Genomic DNA, 20,526 nt, shown 5'->3' with positions numbered 1-20,526 from the left:
CTTGCCCCCGATGGCTGTGGGTCAGTCACAGCATCTGTAACTGATAGACCTCTATCGGGGGCAAGCCCCCTCCCACAGTGGATCTCTGGTGTGCTTGAGAGTGAGCACCCAATAAAAAGCCCGGCTGATCAGCGATCAGCCGGGCTTTTTGTGTGCTTGAAAAATGACTTATTTCTTCAAGCCGTAATGCTCATCCAGCATGCCGGGAGCGTTCGGCGATTTTGGCGCGTAGTCCCGTGGCGGCTCCTGGTTTTCCCGTGGCGGGGTCAGGCGCTCGCGTGGGGCTTGCGGCGCATCGGAATGCAGCGCGGCCAGCAGACGCTGACGGGTGATGTCGTCGAGGGCCAGGCGGTTGGCGCCATCGGCGAGGTGATCCTGTACTTCCTGGTAGCTCTGGGTGAGCTTCTTGACCAGGGTCGCGGTGCTGTTGAAGTGGGTAACAACCTCGTTCTGATAACTGTCAAAACGTTCCTGAATGTCATCCAACTGACGCTGCGTGCGGTTAGGCGCGGCATTCGGCAGCAGGCGAGCAACCAGGAATCCAATGGCGACACCGGCAACCAGGGCGAGAGTCGGCAACAACCAAACTAAGAGCGAGTGTTCCACGAGTCCTTCCTCTATAAACGGCTTTGCTTTACGTTAACGGCTCGGACCTGCGCTGTATACCGCGATTAAGCTCGCAATGATGCCATGCACAGACTTTTAGCTAGACGAGTCGACCCTTTGAGAGGTCACGGAGTTCATCCTTGCTCATGCGTGAAACCCCCGTTTTGATCGATGGCCCGGCGGGTCAATTGGAAGCCTTGTACCTGGATCACCCCGAGCCACGTGGCCTGGCGCTGATCTGTCATCCCAACCCGGTGCAGGGTGGGACCATGCTCAATAAAGTCGTGTCGACCCTGCAACGCACAGCCCGCGATGCCGGTTTGATTACTTTGCGTTTCAATTACCGGGGTGTCGGTGCCAGTGCGGGCACCCACGACATGAGCACCGGTGAAGTGGATGATGCCGAAGCGGCCGCTGCCTGGCTGCGGGAAAAGCACCCGGACTTGCCGATCACACTGCTCGGTTTTTCCTTCGGCGGCTATGTGGCCGCGAGCCTCGGTGGGCGCCTGGAAGCCAAGGGCGAAAAGCTGGCGCACTTGTTCATGGTGGCGGCTGCGGTGATGCGCCTGCGCGATACCGACCTGCTGCCGCTGGGCTGTCCGCTGACCCTGATCCAGCCGGAAACCGACGAAGTGGTCGACCCGCAGGTCGTCTATGACTGGTCCGCTGCCCTCAAACGCCCCCATGAGCTGCTGAAAGTGGCAGAATGCGGACACTTTTTTCATGGCAAGCTGACCGATCTCAAGGATCTGGTGCTGCCGCGCCTCTCGAATTGATAGCAGTCTGATAAGCGATTACCCATGACGACTCGTACCCGTATCCTCACCGGCATCACCACCACCGGCACGCCGCACCTGGGCAACTACGCCGGCGCGATCCGTCCGGCGATCCTCGCCAGCCAGGACGCCAATGCCGATTCCTTCTACTTCCTGGCCGACTACCACGCCCTGATCAAATGCGATGACCCGCAACGCATCCAGCGCTCGCGTATGGAAATCGCCGCGACCTGGCTGGCCGGCGGCCTGGATGTGAACCGGGTAACGTTCTACCGCCAGTCCGATATCCCTGAAATCCCCGAGCTGACCTGGCTGCTCACCTGCGTCGCCGCCAAGGGCCTGCTCAACCGTGCCCACGCCTACAAGGCCTCGGTGGACAAGAACGTGGAAGCCGGCGAAGACCCGGATGCGGGCATCAGCATGGGCCTGTATAGCTACCCGGTACTGATGGCGGCGGACATCCTGATGTTCAACGCGCACAAGGTGCCGGTCGGCCGCGACCAGATCCAGCACGTTGAAATGGCCCGCGATATCGGCCAGCGCTTCAACCACCTGTTCGGCAACGGCAAAGAGTTCTTCACCATGCCCGAGGCGCTGATCGAAGAGAGCGTCGCCACCTTGCCGGGCCTGGATGGCCGCAAGATGTCCAAGAGCTACGACAACACCATCCCGTTGTTCACCAGCGCTAAGGACATGAAGGATGCGATCTCGCGCATCGTCACCGATTCCCGTGCCCCCGGCGAAGCCAAAGACCCGGACAACTCGCATCTGTTCACCCTGTACCAGGCGTTTGCTACGCCGGCCCAGGAGCAGGAGTTCCGTGCCGAACTGTTGCAGGGCCTGGGTTGGGGCGAGGCGAAGAACCGTCTGTTCCAACTGCTGGATGGCCAGCTGGGCGAAGCCCGTGAGCGTTACCATCAATTGATGTCGCGCCCGTCCGACATGGAAGACCTGCTGCTGATCGGCGCCAAGAAAGCCCGTGCCGTGGCGGCGCCATTCCTGGCTGAGTTGCGTGAAGCGGTGGGCCTGCGTTCGTTCGTAAATCAAGCGGCAGCGCCGGTGGCGGCCAAGAAGAAAGCTGCGAAAGCCGCGCGCTTCGTGAGCTTCCGTGAAGATGATGGTAGCTTCCGCTTCCGCCTGCTGGCCGCCGATGGCGAGCAACTGCTGCTGTCGCGCAACTTTGCCGACGGTAAAGCCGCTGGCGCGGTGACCAAGCAACTGCAAAGTGCCGACGCCCTGGACGTGCGCACCGAAGCCCTGGGTTTCAGCGTCTGGCTGGACGGCGTGGCGGTGGCCGACAGCGCCGAGTTCGCCGACGAACAGTCGCGCGATGCGGCCATCGCGGCCTTGCGCGTCGCGCTGACCCCCCTCGAGGATTAACCCGACCAAGGGTTGATTGCCATTATCCGGGGCCGTCGCTACAGTGACGGCCCGTTTTTGTTGCCTTGCTAACGAAATTATGACGCCCCTAGAACGATATCAAGCTGATCTGAAGCGCCCTGAATTCTTCCATGACGCAGCCCAGGAAACCGCGGTGCGTCATTTGCAGCGCCTGTACGACGACCTGCTCGCGGCCTCGCAAAGCAAGCCAGGGATGCTCAGCAAGCTGTTTGGCAAAAAAGACCGCACGCCGGTCAAGGGCCTGTACTTCTGGGGCGGCGTCGGCCGGGGCAAGACCTACCTGGTCGACACCTTCTTCGAAGCGCTGCCGTTCAAGGAAAAGGTCCGTACCCACTTCCACCGCTTCATGAAGCGCGTGCACGAAGAGATGAAGACCCTGCCGGGCGAGAAGAACCCGCTGACCATCATCGCCAAGCGCTTCTCCGAAGAAGCGCGGGTGATCTGTTTCGATGAGTTCTTCGTCTCCGACATCACCGACGCCATGATCCTCGGCACCCTGATGGAAGAGTTGTTCAAGAACGGCGTGACCCTGGTCGCCACTTCGAACATCGTGCCCGACGGCCTGTACAAGGACGGCCTGCAACGTGCGCGCTTCCTGCCGGCCATCGCGCTGATCAAGCAGAACACCGAGATCGTCAACGTTGACAGTGGCGTCGACTACCGCCTGCGTCACCTTGAGCAAGCTGAGCTGTACCACTTCCCGCTGAACGAAGCGGCCCACGAGAGCCTGAAAAAGAGCTTCCGTGCGCTGACGCCGGAATGCACCCAGGCGGTGGAAAACGACAAGCTGATGATCGAGAACCGCGAAATCATCGCGCTGCGCACCTGCGATGACGTGGCCTGGTTCGACTTCCGCGCACTCTGCGATGGCCCGCGCAGCCAGAACGACTACATCGAGCTGGGCAAGATTTTCCATGCGGTGATCTTGAGTGGCGTGGAGCAGATGAGCGTCACCACCGACGACATCGCGCGGCGCTTTATCAACATGGTCGACGAGTTCTACGACCGTAACGTCAAGCTGATCATCTCGGCTGAGGTCGAGCTCAAGGACCTGTATACCGGTGGCCGCTTGAACTTCGAATTCCAGCGTACCTTGAGCCGCCTACTCGAAATGCAGTCCCACGAATTCCTGTCGCGCGGACACAAACCTTAAGAACGCTATACACACAAACTGTGGGAGGGGGCTTGCTCCCGATAGCGGTGTATCAGTCAACCTGTACAGTGACTGGCACCCAGCTATCGGGAGCAAGCCCCCTCCCACATTTGCCTTGTGCGTATCCCTGATTCAGGCCGCTTGCTGGAACTGCTGGCGATATTGGTTCGGCGACAGCTCCGTGTGCTGCCTGAACAACCGCGCAAAGAAACTCGCATCGTCGTAACCCACCTCGTAACTGATGGTCTTGATGCTCTTGCGGCTGCCCGAGAGCAGGCCTTTGGCCGTCTCGATTCGCAGGCGTTGCAGGTAATGCAGCGGCTTGTCACCGGTGGCGGTCTGGAAGCGGCGCATGAAGTTGCGAATGCTCATGCCGTGCTCCCTTGCGACGTCTTCAAAGCGGAACTTGTCGGCGAAGTGCTCTTCGAGCCAATGCTGGATCTGCAGGATGATCACGTCCTGATGCAGCTTCTGCCCACCAAAACCGATGCGCCCCGGCGCGTAGCTGCGCTGCACTTCGTAGAGGATATCGCGGGCCACGGCCTGGGCGATGTTGGCGCCGCAGAAGCGTTCGATCAGGTAGATGTAAAGGTCGCACGCCGAGGTGGTGCCACCGGCGCAATACAGGTTGTCGGCGTCGGTGAGGTGTTTGTCCTGATTGAGTTGGACCTTGGGGAAGCGCTCGCTGAAAGCGTTGAAGAAACGCCAGTAGGTGGTCGCCTCCTTGCCATCGAGCAGGCCGGCCTCAGCGAGCCAGAACACCCCTGTGGCTTCGCCGCAGAGTACGGCGCCGCGGGCATGTTGCTCGCGTAGCCAAGGCAGCACTTGCGGATAGCGAGTGCACAGGGCGTCGAAATCATCCCAGAAAGCCGGCAGCACAATGATGTCGGCGTTTTCCAGGCCGCCATCCACCGGCATGATCACGTCGCTGAAGCTGCGCACCGGTTGCCCATCAGGGCTGACCAGGCGCGTTTCGAACGCTGGGGTCAGGCCCAGGCCCTGCTGTTTGCCATAGCGCAGGCTGGCAAGGTGGAAGAAATCCTTGGCTTGCATGAGGGTTGAAGCAAATACCCGATCAATGGCCAAAATGCTGACGCGCCGCAAGGGCGTGGAGATTTGGTTAGACATAATTTCATTTATTCTTATAGGGGAAAGTGGTCACCAGACGGCTGGATCGTCTTATTTTTTGTCGCATGTGTCCAGTGTCCCGTGACGCCATCGGGGCATAGTCTCTGGGGTCTCGTCCTTGTCCGACAATTCTTGCAGGTGACCCATGATTCCCAGAACCTTGTTCAGTCCCGAGCACGAACTCTTTCGCGAGAGCGTGCGCACCTTCCTCGAAAAAGAGGCGGCGCCATTCCACAGTCAATGGGAGAAGCAGGGCTATATCGACCGCAGCTTGTGGCGCAAGGCCGGGGAGGCGGGGATGCTGTGTTCCCATCTGCCGGAGACGTATGGCGGGCTGGGCGCGGACTTTCTCTACAGTGCGGTGGTGATCGAGGAGATCAGTCGCCTGGGGTTGACTGGCATCGGTTTCTCTCTGCATTCGGACATCGTCGCGCCCTACATCCTGCATTACGGCAGCGAGGCGCTGAAGCACAAATACCTGCCCCAATTGATCTCGGGCGAGATGGTCACGGCCATTGCGATGACCGAGCCGGGTGCCGGTTCCGACCTGCAGGGGGTCAAGACCACAGCGGTTCTGGACGGCGATGAGTACGTGATCAATGGCTCCAAGACCTTTATCACCAACGGCTTCCTGGCCGAGCTGGTGATCGTCGTAGCCAAGACCGACCCCAAGGCCGGCGCCAAGGGCACCAGCCTGTTTCTGGTGGAGGCCGATACGCCTGGCTTTGACAAGGGCAAGCGTTTGGAGAAGGTGGGCATGAAGGCCCAGGATACGTCGGAGCTGTTTTTCCAGGACGTGCGCGTGCCCAGGGAAAACCTGCTGGGCCAGGCGGGCATGGGGTTCGCTTACTTGATGCAGGAGCTGCCCCAGGAGCGATTGACCGTGGCGATTGGCGCCCTGGCGTCCGCCGAGGCTGCGTTGGAATGGACCTTGGAGTACACCCGTGAGCGCAAGGCCTTCGGCAAGGCCATTGCAGATTTCCAGAACACCCGCTTCAAACTGGCAGAGATGGCGACCGAGATTCAGATCGGTCGTGTATTCGTCGACAAGTGCATGGCGTTGCATCTGGAGGGCAAGCTTGATGTGCCTACGGCGGCGATGGCCAAGTACTGGGCGACCGACCTGCAATGCAAGGTGCTCGACGAATGCGTGCAGCTACATGGCGGTTACGGTTTCATGTGGGAATACCCGATTGCACGGGCCTGGGCGGATGCGCGAGTGCAGCGGATCTATGCGGGGACCAACGAGATCATGAAGGAAATCATTGCGCGGGCGCTTTGAGGGGGGGCGTCGTTGAGGGCCTCATCGGGAGCAAGCCCCCTCCCACATTTGAATGTATTCATAGATCAAAATGTGGGAGGGGGCTTGCTCCCGATAGCAGTCTAAAGGTCAATCAAGGCGCAGGATTCGGATGATCCTTCTGAATCGCCTCTATCCCTTCCAACACCTCTTTGGACAGCTTCAGGTCAGCACTGGCGATGTTGCTGTCCAGTTGCTCCAGCGACGTAGCCCCGATGATGTTGCTGGTCACGAACGGCTGCTGTGTCACGAACGCCAGCGCCATCTGCGCCGGGTCCAGGCCATGCTCGCGCGCCAGCGCCACATAACGGCTGCATGCCGCCTCCGACTGCGGGTTGAAGTAGCGGCTGAAACGGCTGTACTCGGTCAGGCGTGCCTTTGCCGGGCGTGCCCCGCCTTCGTACTTGCCGCTGAGCATGCCGAAGGCCAGGGGCGAGTAGGCCAGCAGGCCGCACTGTTCGCGAATGGCGACTTCGGCCAAGCCCACTTCGAAGCTGCGGTTGAGCAGGTTGTAGGGGTTCTGGATCGACACCGCACGGCTCCAGCCGCGCGCTTCGGCCAGGGCCAGGAACTTCATGGTGCCCCACGGGGTTTCGTTGGACAGGCCGATGTGGCGGATCTTGCCGGCCTTCACCTGTTCATCCAGTGCCTCGAGGGTTTCCTCAAGGGGGGTGAGGTCGTCTTCGTCCTTGTGCTTGTAGCTCAGTTGGCCGAAGAAATTGGTGCTGCGTTCCGGCCAGTGCAACTGGTAGAGGTCGATCCAGTCGGTCTGCAGGCGCTTGAGGCTGGCATCCAGCGCCAGGGCGATGTGCTTGCGGTTGTGGCGCAGGTGGCCGTCGCGGATGTAGTCGATGGTGTTGCCGGGGCCGGCGATCTTGCTGGCCAGGATCCAGTCCGCCCGGTCGCCGCGACTCTTGAAGTAGTTGCCGATGTAACGCTCGGTGGTGGCGTAGGTGTCGGCCTTGGGTGGCACCGGGTACATCTCGGCCGTATCGAGGAAGTTGATCCCCGCGGCCTTGGCTCGTTCGATCTGCGCAAAGGCCTCTGCCTCGCTGTTCTGCTCGCCCCAGGTCATGGTGCCCAAGGCTATCGCGCTCACGTTCAGATCCGTACGGCCCAGCTGTCGATAATCCATCGGGTACTCCTTCAGGGAAAACAATCATAAAAGCAGGTTGAATTTTTTTTCGCAATCTGCATAATTGCCCACCTCTTTCTGCAGTGGAAGTGATGCGCCGCCTGCCGAAGAATCTTGCCGTTGAACGGACGCGCCGACCCGAGCCCCCGATAGCGTCTGTATCCGGCTGCCTTTGACCTTGTCAAAGTACGCACTATTCAGTAAGATCCGCCGTCTAATTTACAGGCGGCCCCTGAGGCTATTAAAGAATGACAACTTTTACTGCAAAACCGGAAACAGTTCAGCGCGACTGGTTTGTCGTCGACGCCGCTGGTCAGACCCTGGGTCGTCTGGCCACTGAAGTCGCCAGCCGTCTGCGTGGCAAACACAAGCCTGAGTACACCCCGCACGTTGATACCGGTGACTACATCGTGATCATCAACGCTGAGCAGGTTCGTGTAACCGGCAACAAAGCAAGCGACAAAATGTACTACCGTCACTCCGGTTTCCCAGGCGGTATCAAGTCTTCCAACTTCGAAGGCCTGATTTCCAAGAAGCCTGAAGCCCCGATCGAAATCGCGGTCAAAGGCATGCTGCCGAAGGGCCCACTGGGTCGCGATATGTTTCGCAAGCTGAAAGTCTATGCGGGCGCAGCTCACCCTCATGCTGCTCAGCAGCCCCAAGAACTGAAGTTTTAACGGAATAGTTCATTATGTCGGCGACTCAAAATTACGGCACTGGCCGTCGCAAAACCGCAACCGCACGCGTTTTCCTGCGTCCGGGCACTGGTAACATCTCGATCAACAACCGCTCCCTGGACAACTTCTTCGGTCGCGAAACTGCCCGCATGGTAGTTCGTCAGCCGCTGGAACTGACCGAGACCGTTGAAAAGTTCGACATCTACGTCACCGTTATCGGTGGCGGTGTAAGTGGTCAAGCTGGCGCAATCCGCCACGGCATCACTCGCGCTCTGATGAGCTACGACGAAACCCTGCGTAGCGCTCTGCGCAAAGCTGGCTTCGTTACTCGCGATGCCCGTGAAGTTGAACGTAAGAAAGTCGGTCTGCGTAAAGCGCGTAAGCGTCCGCAGTACTCGAAGCGTTAATTCGCTTTACGTTCCACAAAAACGCCCAGTCTCCTCACGGAGCTGGGCGTTTTTTATTGCCTGCGATTTATGCAGAAATTTTACCGTGACAACTTGCCACATCCGTAGACCCCCTATACTACAAGGCTTGGAGAGGGAGCCCCGGGCAATTCCCTTGTCATACGTGGGGCTTTTCATTACCATCCGTCAAAATTTTTATAAGTAAAGATTCAACACTTAGTAGACGCCTGATTTAACAGGCCAAAAAGCTGATGGGAGAGGACTGAATGAGCAATGACGGCGTGAATGCAGGCCGGCGTCGCTTCTTGGTAGCAGCCACATCCGTGGTGGGTGCTGCAGGAGCGGTGGGGGCTGCGGTCCCGTTCGTGGGGTCATGGTTTCCCAGTGCCAAGGCGAAAGCCGCAGGTGCACCGGTGAAGGTGAATGTCAGCAAGATCGACCCAGGCCAGCAAATGATTGCTGAGTGGCGCGGTCAGCCAGTATTCATCGTTCGTCGTACCGAGGAAATCCTGGGGAATCTGAAGAAAATCGAAGGTCAACTGTCTGACCCCGACTCGAAGAATTCCGACCAACCCGCTTACGTCGATAAGGAAATCCGTTCGATCAAGCCAGAAATCCTGCTGCTGATCGGTATCTGCACCCACCTGGGCTGCTCGCCTACTTTCCGTCCTGAAGTTGCTCCCGCCGACCTTGGCAAAGACTGGGTAGGTGGCTACTTCTGCCCTTGCCACGGCTCTCACTACGACCTGGCCGGTCGCGTCTACAAGGCACAACCCGCACCCTTGAACCTGCCGGTTCCGCCCCATCACTACGAGACTGACAGTGTCATTGTCATTGGTGTCGACCAAGGGGAGAAAGCCTGATGAGCAAGTTCATGGATTGGGTGGATGCACGCTTCCCCGCGACTAAAATGTGGGAAGACCATCTCAGCAAATATTACGCACCAAAAAACTTCAACTTCTTCTACTTCTTCGGTTCCCTGGCGCTGCTGGTGCTGGTCAACCAGATCGTCACCGGCGTCTGGCTGACGATGAGCTACACCCCGTCGGCGGAGGAGGCGTTCGCCTCCGTCGAGTACATCATGCGCGACGTCGAGTACGGCTCGATCCTGCGCCTGCTGCACTCCACCGGCGCATCGGCGTTCTTCATCGTTGTCTACCTGCACATGTTCCGTGGCCTGCTCTACGGTTCGTACCAGAAACCCCGCGAACTGGTCTGGGTCTTCGGCATGCTGATCTATCTGGCGCTGATGGCCGAAGCCTTCATGGGTTACTTGCTGCCTTGGGGCCAGATGTCGTACTGGGGAGCCCAGGTGATCATCTCGTTGTTCGGCGCGATCCCGGTGATCGGTAACGACCTGACCCAGTGGATTCGTGGTGACTACCTGATCTCCGGCATCACCCTGAACCGCTTCTTTGCTCTGCACGTCGTAGCCCTGCCGATTGTGATTCTCGGCCTGGTAGTACTGCACATCCTGGCGCTGCACGAAGTGGGCTCCAACAACCCCGATGGCGTGGATATCAAGAAGCACAAAGACGAAAATGGCGTACCGCTGGACGGCATTCCATTCCATCCGTACTACACGGTCAAAGATATTGTCGGTGTGGTCGTCTTCCTGTTTATCTTCTGCTCGATCGTGTTCTTTTTCCCGGAGATGGGTGGTTATTTCCTGGAGAAACCCAACTTCGAACAGGCCAACGCCTTCAAGACGCCTGAGCATATTGCCCCGGTCTGGTACTTCACGCCGTTCTACGCCATCTTGCGGGCGATCCCCGACAAACTGATGGGTGTCATGGCGATGGGGGCTTCGATCGCCCTGCTATTCGTGCTGCCCTGGCTGGACCGAAGCCCGGTCAAGTCCATGCGCTACAAAGGCTGGCTGAGCAAAATCTGGCTGTGGATATTCTGCATCGCGTTCGTGATTCTGGGCGTACTCGGCGTATTGGCGCCAACCCCCGAGCGTACGCTGCTGTCGCAGATCTGCACCTTCCTGTACTTCGCCTACTTCATTCTGATGCCGTTCTACACCCGGCTCGAGAAGACCAAACCGGTTCCGGAAAGGGTGACTGGCTGATGAAAAAGTTATTCGTTGCTTTGATGCTTGCGGCGCTGCCGCTCCTGTCCTTCGCGGCCGAACATGGTCCTGAGCTGGAAAAAGTCGATATCGACGTGTCCGATAAGGCTGCCATGCAAGACGGCGCACGCACGTTCGCCAACTACTGCATGGGTTGCCACAGCGCCAAGTTCCAGCGGTACGAGCGCGTCGCCGACGACCTGGGCATTCCTCACGAAGTGATGCTCGACAAGCTGGTATTCACTGGCGCCAAGATTGGCGACCATATGAACATCGGGATGCAGCCGACGGACGCCAAGGCCTGGTTCGGTGCGGCACCGCCCGATCTGACCCTGGTGGCCCGCGTGCGTGGGACTGACTGGCTGTATGGCTATCTGAGATCTTTCTACGAAGATCCGGCGCGCCCTTGGGGGGTGAACAACAAGGTGTTCCCGAACGTCGGCATGCCTAACGTTCTGGTAAGCCTGCAGGGCCGGCAAGTGGTAGGATGCAAGCAGGTTCAGGTCGTTGAAGACGGCAAGAAGCAATATGATCCGTTGACCGGTACGCCGTTGACCCACGAAGCGTGCGATCAACTGACCATCGTGCCCAAGACCGGTACGCTGAATGAAGAGCAGTTCGACGAGAAGGTCAAGAACCTGGTGACCTTCCTGGCCTACTCGGCCAACCCGGTCAAACTGCAGCACCAACGTATCGGCACCTATGTATTGCTGTACCTGGCTTTCTTCTTTGTATTCGCTTATCTGCTCAAGCGCGAATACTGGAAGGATGTGCATTGATCCAACCGTAAGCAATTGCTGTTAATCTTGCGCGCCCAGCGGCATCTCTGAACATGTAGCAGTCTGGTTGAACCGGACGTTACGGAGATGCTCACTGGGCGCGCTCGTTTTTGAGCTTTCGATAATTTCAACAAGCGAGGAGGACCGCCATGGGCGTGACCAATCGGTTGGCCTGTTACTCCGACCCCGCCGACCACTATTCCCACCGAGTACGTATCGTGCTCGCCGAGAAGGGTGTCAGCGCAGAGATCATCAGTGTGGAGGCGGGCCGTCAGCCGCCGAAGCTGATCGAAGTGAACCCCTACGGCAGCTTGCCCACTCTGGTCGATCGTGACTTGGCGTTGTGGGAGTCGACTGTGGTGATGGAATACCTGGATGAGCGTTACCCGCATCCCCCTTTGCTGCCGGTGTACCCGGTGGCGCGTGCCAACAGCCGCCTGCTGATCCATCGGATCCAGCGTGACTGGTGCGGGTTGGTGGATCTGATTCTGGATTCGCGTACCAAAGAAGCCGCTCGGGTGCAGGCGCGTAAGGAATTGCGCGAGAGCCTGACCGGTGTTTCTCCGTTGTTCGCCGATAAACCTTTTTTCCTCAGTGAGGAACAAAGCTTGGTGGATTGCTGCCTATTACCGATACTCTGGCGCTTGCCGATTCTCGGTATCGAACTGCCGCGGCCGGCCAAGCCGTTGCTTGATTACATGGAGCGCCAGTTTGCGCGTGAGGCTTTCCAGGCGAGTCTGTCTGGTGCCGAACGCGATATGCGCTAAGGCTTAAGGAGCCGCTGATGAACTCCAGTCGACCCTACCTGGTCCGCGCGCTCTATGAGTGGATTGTGGACAACGATTGCACCCCGCACATGCTGGTCAATTCCGAATTTCCTGCGGTTCAGGTACCGCTGGGTTTTGCCAGTGACGGGCAGATCGTCCTGAACGTATCACCCAGCGCCGTGCGCCACCTGCACATGGACAACGAGGCAGTCAGCTTCGAAGGGCGTTTCGGCGGCGTGCCACATACGCTGTACGTGCCTATTGGTGCCATCCTCGGGATTTACGCCCGGGAAAATGGCCAAGGCATGGTGTTTGATCTGGAGTCGTCTCTCGCAGATGACGAATCGATCGAAGGCGAAGATGGCGATGATGTGCCACCACCGGATACCGAGCCACCGCGCCCTAGCGGCCGGCCGAGTCTGAAAGTGGTGAAGTAATGGGTTGACCCTTGAGGTCTGCCTGGAAAATGCCTCGACCTGGGTCGGGGCATTTTTTTGCGCGGATGATAAAGATGAAAGTCGCGACAGGACGGTGATCGTACAACCGCCATGGGCTATGATGCGTGCTCAAGTTCGCCGAAAAAGATGATTCATCATGGATAACGCCCACACCGCCCCTCGTCTTCCCCGCAAGCGCCGCAGCCTTGCCCAGGAACTGGTCACGGTGTTGTCCGAGCAGATCCGCGATGGCCAGCTCAAGCGCGGTGATAAATTGCCCACCGAGTCGGCGATCATGGACGCCCACGGGGTCAGTCGCACGGTCGTGCGCGAAGCGATCTCGCGATTGCAGGCCGCAGGGCAGGTGGAAACCCGTCACGGTATCGGCACTTTCGTATTGGACACGCCAAGCCCCAGCGGCTTTCGGATTGACCCGGCCACGGTTGTGACCTTGCGTGATGTGCTGGCGATCCTGGAGCTGCGCATCAGCCTGGAGGTGGAGTCTGCCGGCCTGGCGGCGCTACGTCGCAGTGATGAGCAGTTGGCAGCCATGCGCGCCGCCCTCGACGCCTTGAATGAAAGCGCGGCTCATGCCGGTGATGCGGTGGCGTCCGACTTTGCATTCCACCTGGAAATTGCGCTGTCTACCGGCAACCGTTACTTCACCGACATCATGACCCACCTGGGCACCAGCATCATTCCGCGCACGCGGTTGAATTCGGCGCGCCTGGCCCATGATGACCAGCAGCACTACATGAGCCGCTTGAGTCGTGAGCACGAAGAAATCTATGAAGCGATTGCGCGGCAGGATTCGGATGCGGCGCGGGCGGCCATGCGGCTGCATCTGACCAACAGCCGGGAACGGCTGCGCCATGCCCATGAAGAGGCGCAGGCGCAGCGCGGTTAAGGGTCAGGCGGGTTGGTTGGGCTTATAGTCCTTGAGCAACAGGTAGGTGCTCCACCCCCACCAATCATTCGTCCAGTGCTTGTCGTTCAGGTCATTCACGTCCTTTCGGCGCAGCACCTTGTCTCCCTCCATCTTGAACAGCGGCGAGAAGTTATTCGCCGGGTTCTGCGCGGCATTCAGGTCCGGCACATACAGCGGTGCCTTGAAGTTGGCCGGAGAGGGCGCGACCCCGCTGATAAAAGTGTCGAAGATCTCATCCGCTGAAGCCTGTACCGCACGTTTGACCTGTACGCGATTGGCCGCGTCAATCGCATCGAAGTAGCGTTTGTCCCCATAGGCGTGCCACTGATCACCCATGGCATTGCGTACGTTGAGTCCGAATTTGCTGTCTTCGTCGTGCATGAAACGACTGATCAGCGAACCCAGATCGCCCGGCGTCACCACGGCCGCCAATTGTTTGCGCGGTACACGCAAATGGCCGGCGGAGAACAGGTCGGTCAAAAAGTGATCGGCGAAACTGTTCATGGCATACGCCAGCTCCAATGCCTGGTCGGTACCGGTCTGATGGGCGACGACGGCTTGTTGAAGTGCCGCCGTGTGCCCCGCCAGATAGGCCGAAAGCGCCCATTCGCCGAAGTGATCGGCATTGTCCGCCGCCAGTTTCAGGTAGCGTCCCAGCGGGATCAGCGCCGAAACCGCACTGCCGCCGCCGGTGATTCGGTTCCATTCTTCAGACAACGTATCACCCAGAGCGTCATAGGCTTCATGGGGTTGCTTGCCGTCCTTGATGGCCTGGTTGACCGCGTTGATCTCCTTTTGCATCACCGCGAGAATTTTTTTGGCTTCTTCCCGTGAGGCCGGCAGCACGGCCAGCGAGTTAAACGCTGCCGTGAAGCGTTGCACACGGTCGGCAGGGGACGCGCCATCGCTGATGGGTTGGCCGGGGATGCCATAGAAGTCGCCGCCCAGGGCGATCACTTGGCCATACGTCAGTGCGAGGCCGTTGGGCATGTGTAACTCGACCTGGTGGGCAGGAATTGCCGGAGCGCCTTTGACGAAGCGCAACAGGGTGTCGTCGCCGATGGCGGTGTGTTCACCCCCTTCGAAGCGCAATGTCGGCGGGCTTTTTTCGGGTGCTGCGAGTTCAAGATCTGACATGTTAGCTCCTTGCTATGTCGTAGGAATCTTCCTTGATAACTGTATGTATATACATTTAATTTGAGGATAGGGGAAAATTTTCCTACGTCAAGAAGGCGCGGCCAGACACCCCGCGCACTGCAGCCTGATGAATTGCGGTTGACGAATTCATTTATAGTTGTACGATGACGTACGACATCGCGAAAACCAACAATACCTTTCACATGAAGTCTTTGCCCAGGGTGTTCGAATAATGAATCCACAAGAACTGAAGTCCATCCTTTCCCACGGTCTGCTGTCTTTTCCGGTGACCGATTTCAATGCCCAGGGTGACTTCCACCAGGCGGGCTACATCAAGCGCCTCGAATGGCTGGCCCCCTACGGTGCGACGGCGTTGTTCGCCGCCGGCGGTACCGGTGAGTTTTTCTCCCTGGCCGCCAGCGAATATTCCCAAGTGGTGAAAACCGCTGTTGATACCTGCGCCAGCAGCGTGCCAATCCTCGCCGGTGTGGGCGGTTCGACCCGCCAGGCGATCGAGTACGCCCAGGAAGCCGAACGCCTCGGCGCCAAAGGCTTGTTGCTGCTGCCGCACTACCTCACCGAAGCCAGCCAGGACGGGGTTGCCGCCCACGTTGAGGCGGTGTGTAAATCGGTCAAGATCGGCGTAGTGGTCTACAACCGCAACGTCTGCCGCCTGACTGCGCCATTGCTGGAGCGCTTGGCCGAACGTTGCCCGAACCTGATCGGCTACAAGGACGGCTTGGGTGACATCGAGTTGATGGTGTCGATCCGCCGTCGTCTGGGTGACCGTTTCAGCTACCTTGGCGGCCTGCCGACTGCAGAGGTTTACGCCGCTGCCTACAAGGCCCTGGGCGTTCCGGTGTACTCCTCGGCGGTGTTCAACTTCATCCCGAAAACCGCGATGGACTTCTACCACGCGATTGCCAAGGACGATCACGCCACGGTCGCCAAAATCATCGACAACTTCTTCCTGCCTTACCTCGACATCCGTAACCGCAAGGCGGGTTATGCCGTGAGCATCGTCAAGGCCGGCGCCAAGATCGCCGGCTATGACGCAGGCCCGGTCCGTACCCCGCTGACCGACTTGCTGCCGGAAGAATACGAAGCCCTGGCGGCACTGATCGACCAGCAAGGTCCGCAGTAACTTATCAACAAGGCCGCTGAGCAATCAGCGGCCTTTTGCGTCAGGAGAAGATTTGTGTCCCAAGCCAAGCGTTTTGAAAACTACATCAACGGCGAGTGGGTGGCCGGTACCGACTACTGCGTCAATCTCAACCCGTCGGAGTTGTCCGATGTCATCGGCGAATACGCCAAGGCTGACGTCGCCCAGGTCAACGCCGCTATCGATGCCGCCCGTGCCGCGTTCCCGGCCTGGTCGACGTCCGGTATCCAGGCGCGTCACGATGCGCTGGATAAAGTCGGCAGCGAAATCCTCGCCCGCCGTGAAGAGCTCGGCACCCTGCTGGCCCGGGAAGAGGGCAAGACCCTGCCCGAAGCCATTGGCGAAGTGACGCGTGCAGGTAATATCTTCAAGTTTTTCGCCGGTGAATGCCTGCGCCTGTCCGGCGACTATGTGCCCTCGGTGCGCCCAGGCGTCCACGTTGAAGTGACCCGCGAAGCGCTGGGGGTGGTCGGCTTGATCACGCCGTGGAACTTCCCGATTGCCATCCCCGCCTGGAAAATCGCCCCGGCACTGGCCTACGGTAACTGCGTGGTGATCAAGCCCGCCGAGCTGGTGCCGGGCTGTGCCTGGGCCCTGGCGGAAATCATTTCTCGCGCCGGTTTCCCGGCCGGCGTGTTCAACCTGGTGATGGGCAGCGGTCGTGTGGTCGGCGATGTGTTGGTCAACAGCCCGAAAGTCGATGGCATCAGCTTCACCGGCTCGGTGGGCGTGGGTCGTCAGATCGCCGTGAGCTGTGTGTCGCGCCAGGCCAAAGTGCAGTTGGAAATGGGCGGCAAGAACCCGCAGATCATCCTCGATGATGCCGACCTCAAGCAGGCTGTCGAGCTGTCGGTACAAAGTGCTTTCTACTCCACCGGCCAGCGTTGCACCGCATCCAGTCGTTTGATTGTCACGGCCGGCATCCACGACCGGTTCGTCGCGGCCATGGCCGAGCGCATGCGCTCTATCACTGTCGGTCACGCGCTGAAAAGCGGCACCGATATTGGCCCGGTCGTGTCCCAGGCCCAGTTGGACCAGGATCTGAAATACATCGACATCGGCCAAAGCGAAGGCGCTCGGCTGGTCAGTGGCGGCGGCCTGGTGACCTGTGACACCGAAGGCTACTACCTGGCGCCGACGTTGTTTGCCGACAGCGAAGCCGCCATGCGTATCAGTCGTGAGGAGATCTTCGGTCCGGTGGCCAACGTGGTCCGCGTGGCGGACTACGAGGCGGCATTGGCGATGGCCAATGACACCGAGTTCGGTCTGTCGGCCGGTATTGCCACCACGTCGCTGAAATACGCCAATCACTTCAAGCGCCACTCCCAGGCCGGGATGGTCATGGTCAACCTGCCGACCGCGGGTGTGGATTACCACGTGCCGTTCGGTGGCCGAAAGGGCTCGTCCTATGGTTCGCGTGAGCAAGGTCGTTATGCGCAAGAGTTCTACACCGTGGTGAAAACCAGCTACATCGGGTCGTAGGACGCGCCCGTCGTAGGAGCCGGTTGCCTGCCGGCTCCTACCTTCAACACAGAAATGATTACCCGCAAAAAAAATAATTAGTGGGAGTACTTCTTCATGCAAGCGACCAAGCCGACCCACGTCCGCTATTTGATCCTGCTCATGCTGTTTCTGGTGACTACGATCAACTATGCCGACCGGGCCACTATCGCCATCGCAGGCTCCAGCCTGCAAAAAGACCTCGGTATCGACGCGGTCACCCTCGGTTACATCTTCTCCGCATTCGGTTGGGCCTACGTGGCTGGGCAAATTCCCGGTGGCTGGCTGCTGGACCGGTTCGGCTCGAAAAAAATCTATGCCTTGAGCATCTTCACCTGGTCTTTGTTCACCGTGCTGCAAGGCTATGTCGGTGAGTTCGGGGTTTCCACCGCAGTGGTCGCGTTGTTCATGCTGCGCTTTCTGGTGGGCCTGGCTGAAGCACCGTCGTTTCCCGGAAATGCGCGTATTGTCGCAGCGTGGTTTCCTACGGCGGAGCGCGGTACGGCGTCGGCCATCTTCAACTCGGCGCAGTACTTCGCCACCGTGCTGTTTGCGCCGCTGATGGGCTGGATCGTCTTCACCTTCGGCTGGCAGCACGTGTTTATCGTGATGGGCGTGATCGGCATTCTGTTTTCGCTGATCTGGCTCAAAGTGATCCACAGCCCGCGCCAGCACCCGATGATCAACGAAGCCGAGTTCAATCACATCGCGGCCAATGGTGCGATGGTCGATATGGATCAGGATAAAGACAAAGGCAAGAAAACCGACGGTCCGAAGTGGAATTACATCCGCCAGTTACTGACCAACCGCATGATGCTCGGCGTGTACCTGGGCCAATATTGCATAAACGGCATCACGTACTTCTTCCTCACCTGGTTCCCGGTGTACCTGGTGCAGGACCGTGGCATGACCATCCTCAAGGCCGGCTTCATTGCGTCGTTGCCGGCGATCTGCGGGTTCATCGGCGGCGTGCTCGGTGGGGTGATTTCCGATTACCTGCTGCGCAGGGGCCATTCGCTGACCTTTGCGCGCAAGGCGCCGATCATTGGTGGCCTGCTGATTTCCAGCAGTATCGTGGCCTGCAATTACGTGGATATCGAATGGATGGTGGTGGGCTTCATGGCCCTGGCGTTCTTCGGCAAGGGCGTTGGCGCACTGGGTTGGGCGGTGGTGTCCGACACCTCGCCGAAACAGATCGCCGGCCTCAGTGGCGGCTTGTTCAATACCTTCGGTAACCTCGCGTCGATCACCACGCCGATCGTCATCGGTTACATCATCAGCACCACCGGCTCGTTCAAGTGGGCCCTGGTGTTTGTCGGCGCCAACGCGCTGGTGGCGGTGTTCAGCTACCTGGTCATCGTTGGCCCGATCAAGCGTGTAGTACTCAAAGAGCCTCCAAGCAAGGGGCCTGAGCTGACCCATCTGTCCGAAGCGCATTCCTGAGGGGCCGTCTGATGCAATTGATTGAACATGCCGATTCGCCGCGCTCGATTCGTTTGCACGAGCGCGACAACGTGGTGATCGTGGTCAACGATCAGGGGGTACCGGCCGGGACCGAGTTTCCGGACGGCCTGGTGACGGTGGAGTTTATTCCCCAGAGCCACAAGGTGACCCTGGAAGATATTCCCGAAGGCGGTCGGATCATTCGTTATGGCCAGACCATCGGGTATGCCTTGGCGCCGATTCCACGTGGCAGTTGGGTGCAGGAAGATCAACTGCGCATGCCCACCGCGCCACCGCTGGACAGCTTGCCGCTGTCCACCGAGGTCCCGCAAACCCAGGCGCCGTTGGAGGGCTTTACGTTCGAGGGCTATCGCAACGCCGACGGTACCGTGGGGACGCGCAATATCCTCGGTATCACCACCACGGTGCAGTGCGTCACGGGCGTGCTGGATCATGCGGTCAAGCGCATCAAGGACGAATTGCTGCCCAAGTATCCGCACGTTGACGATGTGGTGGCGCTCACCCACAGCTACGGCTGCGGCGTGGCGATCACCGCGACGGATGCCTATATCCCGATCCGCACGGTGCGCAACCTGGCACGCAACCCCAACCTGGGGGGCGAAGCGCTGGTGATCAGCCTGGGTTGCGAGAAATTGCAGGCTGGGCAAGTGATGCATGAGCACGACAGTTCCGTCGACCTGAGCGAGCCGTGGTTGTACCGCCTGCAGGACGCCAGCCACGGCTTCACTGAAATGATCGAGCAGATCATGGCGCTGGCCGAAACCCGCTTGAAGAAGCTCGACCAGCGTCGTCGTGAAACCGTGCCGGCCTCTGAGCTGATCCTGGGGATGCAATGCGGGGGCAGTGATGCGTTTTCCGGCATCACCGCCAACCCGGCGCTGGGGTACGCCTCGGACTTACTGTTGCGGGCCGGGGCGACGGTGATGTTTTCCGAAGTGACTGAAGTCCGAGACGCCATCTACCTGCTGACTTCTCGCGCACAGAGCGAGGACGTTGCTCGGGAGCTGGTCAGGGAAATGGACTGGTACGACCGTTACCTGGCCAAGGGCGAGGCGGATCGCAGCGCCAATACCACGCCAGGCAATAAGAAGGGCGGGTTGTCGAACATTGTCGAGAAGTCTTTGGGGTCTATCGTCAAATCCGGCAGCAGTGCGATCAACGGCGTGCTTGGCCCCGGCGAGCGATTCAAGGGCAAGGGCCTGATTTTTTGCGCCACGCCGGCCAGTGATTTTGTGTGTGGCACCTTGCAACTGGCGGCGGGAATGAACCTGCATGTGTTCACCACCGGGCGTGGCACGCCGTATGGGCTGGCGATGGCGCCCGTGGTGAAAGTGTCGACGCGCACGGAGTTGGCGCAGCGCTGGCCGGATCTCATCGATATCGACGCCGGGCGCATTGCCACAGGGCGCGCGAGTATCGAGGAATTGGGCTGGGAGTTGTTTCACTTCTACCTGGACGTGGCCAGCGGCAAGAAGCAGACGTGGGCCGAACGGCATAAGCTGCATAACGACATCACCCTGTTCAATCCTGCGCCTATCACCTGAGCTTGCCTTGTAGTGAGCGGGCTTGCCCCGGTACAAACCGGGGACATCGTTTACATTTCTAACCGGGGACATGGTTTACAGGCTAATACGCATGATCAGGAGGTAACTGATCATGCCCTGGAACCAAGAGTCCCCTATGAACCAACGAATC

At 59.2% G+C, this 20,526-nt stretch carries 20 protein-coding genes; 16 read left to right on the top strand and 4 right to left on the bottom strand.

The features are described from left to right. Positions 1–168 precede the first annotated feature (168 nt). Positions 169–606 (bottom strand): YhcB family protein, encoded by a 438-nt coding sequence (locus tag JBE38_RS22100; RefSeq protein WP_060754907.1) that lies wholly within the window; start codon positions 604–606, stop codon positions 169–171. A gap of 146 nt (positions 607–752) precedes the next feature. Here JBE38_RS22100 and JBE38_RS22095 point away from each other — a divergent pair, with 146 nt between their 5' ends. The 3 genes from JBE38_RS22095 (at position 753) to zapE (ending at position 3,936) form a co-directional block, all read left to right on the top strand. Continuing rightward, positions 753–1,382, top strand: coding sequence for an alpha/beta hydrolase (locus tag JBE38_RS22095; RefSeq protein WP_060754908.1), 630 nt, complete (start codon positions 753–755; stop codon positions 1,380–1,382). Between the two features lie 24 nt (positions 1,383–1,406). Further along, complete coding sequence (locus tag JBE38_RS22090) at positions 1,407–2,762, top strand: tryptophan--tRNA ligase (protein WP_205345127.1); 1,356 nt, start codon at positions 1,407–1,409, stop codon at positions 2,760–2,762. A gap of 79 nt (positions 2,763–2,841) precedes the next feature. Further along, positions 2,842–3,936 carry a cell division protein ZapE gene (gene zapE, locus JBE38_RS22085; protein ID WP_060754910.1) on the top strand — a complete coding sequence of 365 codons (1,095 nt, stop codon included), beginning with the start codon at positions 2,842–2,844 and terminating at the stop codon, positions 3,934–3,936. Between the two features lie 132 nt (positions 3,937–4,068). On the opposite strand, the gene JBE38_RS22080 is transcribed toward zapE, so the two are convergent. After that, a complete protein-coding gene (locus JBE38_RS22080) occupies positions 4,069–4,989 on the bottom strand; it encodes a GlxA family transcriptional regulator (RefSeq protein WP_174554048.1) in 921 nt (306 codons plus the stop codon). Positions 4,990–5,209: 220 nt separating this feature from the next. Here JBE38_RS22080 and JBE38_RS22075 point away from each other — a divergent pair, with 220 nt between their 5' ends. After that, the gene (locus tag JBE38_RS22075; protein WP_060754912.1) at positions 5,210–6,346 is read left to right on the top strand and encodes an acyl-CoA dehydrogenase family protein; all 1,137 of its coding nucleotides are present in this window, start codon (positions 5,210–5,212) and stop codon (positions 6,344–6,346) included. Positions 6,347–6,458: 112 nt separating this feature from the next. Here JBE38_RS22075 and JBE38_RS22070 read toward each other — a convergent pair whose 3' ends face one another. Further along, the gene (locus JBE38_RS22070; protein WP_090366779.1) at positions 6,459–7,499 is read right to left on the bottom strand and encodes an NADP(H)-dependent aldo-keto reductase; all 1,041 of its coding nucleotides are present in this window, start codon (positions 7,497–7,499) and stop codon (positions 6,459–6,461) included. A 248-nt stretch (positions 7,500–7,747) separates the two neighbouring features. Here JBE38_RS22070 and rplM point away from each other — a divergent pair, with 248 nt between their 5' ends. The 8 genes from rplM (at position 7,748) to JBE38_RS22030 (ending at position 13,547) form a co-directional block, all read left to right on the top strand. Next, a complete protein-coding gene (gene rplM, locus JBE38_RS22065) occupies positions 7,748–8,176 on the top strand; it encodes a 50S ribosomal protein L13 (protein ID WP_060754914.1) in 429 nt (142 codons plus the stop codon). 14 nt (positions 8,177–8,190) lie between these two features. Beyond that, the gene (gene rpsI / locus JBE38_RS22060) at positions 8,191–8,583 is read left to right on the top strand and encodes a 30S ribosomal protein S9 (RefSeq protein ID WP_016971570.1); all 393 of its coding nucleotides are present in this window, start codon (positions 8,191–8,193) and stop codon (positions 8,581–8,583) included. 266 nt (positions 8,584–8,849) lie between these two features. After that, complete coding sequence (gene petA / locus JBE38_RS22055; RefSeq protein ID WP_060754915.1) at positions 8,850–9,446, top strand: ubiquinol-cytochrome c reductase iron-sulfur subunit; 597 nt, start codon at positions 8,850–8,852, stop codon at positions 9,444–9,446. Next, positions 9,446–10,657, top strand: a complete 1,212-nt coding sequence (locus JBE38_RS22050; RefSeq protein WP_060754916.1) for a cytochrome b — start codon at positions 9,446–9,448, stop codon at positions 10,655–10,657. The genes petA and JBE38_RS22050 overlap by 1 nt, the downstream gene beginning before the upstream one ends. Beyond that, complete coding sequence (locus tag JBE38_RS22045; protein ID WP_205345126.1) at positions 10,657–11,436, top strand: cytochrome c1; 780 nt, start codon at positions 10,657–10,659, stop codon at positions 11,434–11,436. Before JBE38_RS22050 ends, JBE38_RS22045 begins: the two co-directional genes overlap by 1 nt. A 149-nt stretch (positions 11,437–11,585) precedes the next feature. Further along, positions 11,586–12,203: a glutathione S-transferase N-terminal domain-containing protein gene (locus tag JBE38_RS22040; RefSeq protein WP_060754918.1), complete on the top strand. Its 618-nt coding sequence runs from the start codon at positions 11,586–11,588 to the stop codon at positions 12,201–12,203. A 17-nt stretch (positions 12,204–12,220) separates the two neighbouring features. Further along, positions 12,221–12,640: a ClpXP protease specificity-enhancing factor gene (locus JBE38_RS22035; protein ID WP_205345125.1), complete on the top strand. Its 420-nt coding sequence runs from the start codon at positions 12,221–12,223 to the stop codon at positions 12,638–12,640. Positions 12,641–12,797: 157 nt separating this feature from the next. Continuing rightward, the gene (locus JBE38_RS22030) at positions 12,798–13,547 is read left to right on the top strand and encodes a FadR/GntR family transcriptional regulator (RefSeq protein WP_060754920.1); all 750 of its coding nucleotides are present in this window, start codon (positions 12,798–12,800) and stop codon (positions 13,545–13,547) included. Between the two features lie 3 nt (positions 13,548–13,550). Here the strand turns inward: JBE38_RS22030 and JBE38_RS22025 are convergent, their stop codons facing one another. Further along, on the bottom strand, positions 13,551–14,705 hold the full coding sequence (locus JBE38_RS22025; RefSeq protein ID WP_205345124.1) for a phospholipase: 1,155 nt from the start codon (positions 14,703–14,705) through the stop codon (positions 13,551–13,553). Between the two features lie 232 nt (positions 14,706–14,937). Between JBE38_RS22025 and kdgD the strand changes: the two genes are divergently transcribed. The 4 genes from kdgD to garD all read left to right on the top strand — a co-directional run bounded on the left by kdgD (position 14,938) and on the right by garD (position 20,375). After that, positions 14,938–15,849 (top strand): 5-dehydro-4-deoxyglucarate dehydratase, encoded by a 912-nt coding sequence (gene kdgD, locus JBE38_RS22020; RefSeq protein WP_060754922.1) that lies wholly within the window; start codon positions 14,938–14,940, stop codon positions 15,847–15,849. A gap of 54 nt (positions 15,850–15,903) precedes the next feature. Further along, on the top strand, positions 15,904–17,349 hold the full coding sequence (locus tag JBE38_RS22015; RefSeq protein ID WP_205345123.1) for an aldehyde dehydrogenase family protein: 1,446 nt from the start codon (positions 15,904–15,906) through the stop codon (positions 17,347–17,349). A gap of 96 nt (positions 17,350–17,445) precedes the next feature. Then, complete coding sequence (locus JBE38_RS22010) at positions 17,446–18,810, top strand: MFS transporter (RefSeq protein WP_205345122.1); 1,365 nt, start codon at positions 17,446–17,448, stop codon at positions 18,808–18,810. 11 nt (positions 18,811–18,821) lie between these two features. Beyond that, a complete protein-coding gene (garD, locus tag JBE38_RS22005) occupies positions 18,822–20,375 on the top strand; it encodes a galactarate dehydratase (RefSeq protein WP_205345121.1) in 1,554 nt (517 codons plus the stop codon). Positions 20,376–20,526 lie beyond the last annotated feature (151 nt).

The sequence above is a fragment of the Pseudomonas sp. ICBG1301 genome (genome assembly GCF_016918385.1).
In the GTDB taxonomy this organism is placed as follows: domain Bacteria; phylum Pseudomonadota; class Gammaproteobacteria; order Pseudomonadales; family Pseudomonadaceae; genus Aquipseudomonas; species Aquipseudomonas palleroniana.
The sequence above is the reverse complement of the archived record's forward strand: the minus strand, read 5'-3'. Positions and strand labels throughout refer to the sequence as shown.

Coding starts and splice junctions, on each gene's coding strand:
- zapE (WP_060754910.1), top strand. CDS start 2,842: ATGACGCCCCTAGAACGATATCAAGCTGATCTGAAGCGCCCTGAATTC.
- rpsI (WP_016971570.1), top strand. CDS start 8,191: ATGTCGGCGACTCAAAATTACGGCACTGGCCGTCGCAAAACCGCAACC.
- JBE38_RS22030 (WP_060754920.1), top strand. CDS start 12,798: ATGGATAACGCCCACACCGCCCCTCGTCTTCCCCGCAAGCGCCGCAGC.
- rplM (WP_060754914.1), top strand. CDS start 7,748: ATGACAACTTTTACTGCAAAACCGGAAACAGTTCAGCGCGACTGGTTT.
- JBE38_RS22035 (WP_205345125.1), top strand. CDS start 12,221: ATGAACTCCAGTCGACCCTACCTGGTCCGCGCGCTCTATGAGTGGATT.
- JBE38_RS22040 (WP_060754918.1), top strand. CDS start 11,586: ATGGGCGTGACCAATCGGTTGGCCTGTTACTCCGACCCCGCCGACCAC.
- JBE38_RS22010 (WP_205345122.1), top strand. CDS start 17,446: ATGCAAGCGACCAAGCCGACCCACGTCCGCTATTTGATCCTGCTCATG.
- petA (WP_060754915.1), top strand. CDS start 8,850: ATGAGCAATGACGGCGTGAATGCAGGCCGGCGTCGCTTCTTGGTAGCA.
- JBE38_RS22045 (WP_205345126.1), top strand. CDS start 10,657: ATGAAAAAGTTATTCGTTGCTTTGATGCTTGCGGCGCTGCCGCTCCTG.
- kdgD (WP_060754922.1), top strand. CDS start 14,938: ATGAATCCACAAGAACTGAAGTCCATCCTTTCCCACGGTCTGCTGTCT.
- JBE38_RS22070 (WP_090366779.1), bottom strand. CDS start 7,499: ATGGATTATCGACAGCTGGGCCGTACGGATCTGAACGTGAGCGCGATA.
- JBE38_RS22095 (WP_060754908.1), top strand. CDS start 753: ATGCGTGAAACCCCCGTTTTGATCGATGGCCCGGCGGGTCAATTGGAA.
- JBE38_RS22050 (WP_060754916.1), top strand. CDS start 9,446: ATGAGCAAGTTCATGGATTGGGTGGATGCACGCTTCCCCGCGACTAAA.
- JBE38_RS22090 (WP_205345127.1), top strand. CDS start 1,407: ATGACGACTCGTACCCGTATCCTCACCGGCATCACCACCACCGGCACG.
- garD (WP_205345121.1), top strand. CDS start 18,822: ATGCAATTGATTGAACATGCCGATTCGCCGCGCTCGATTCGTTTGCAC.
- JBE38_RS22025 (WP_205345124.1), bottom strand. CDS start 14,705: ATGTCAGATCTTGAACTCGCAGCACCCGAAAAAAGCCCGCCGACATTG.
- JBE38_RS22075 (WP_060754912.1), top strand. CDS start 5,210: ATGATTCCCAGAACCTTGTTCAGTCCCGAGCACGAACTCTTTCGCGAG.
- JBE38_RS22080 (WP_174554048.1), bottom strand. CDS start 4,989: ATGCAAGCCAAGGATTTCTTCCACCTTGCCAGCCTGCGCTATGGCAAA.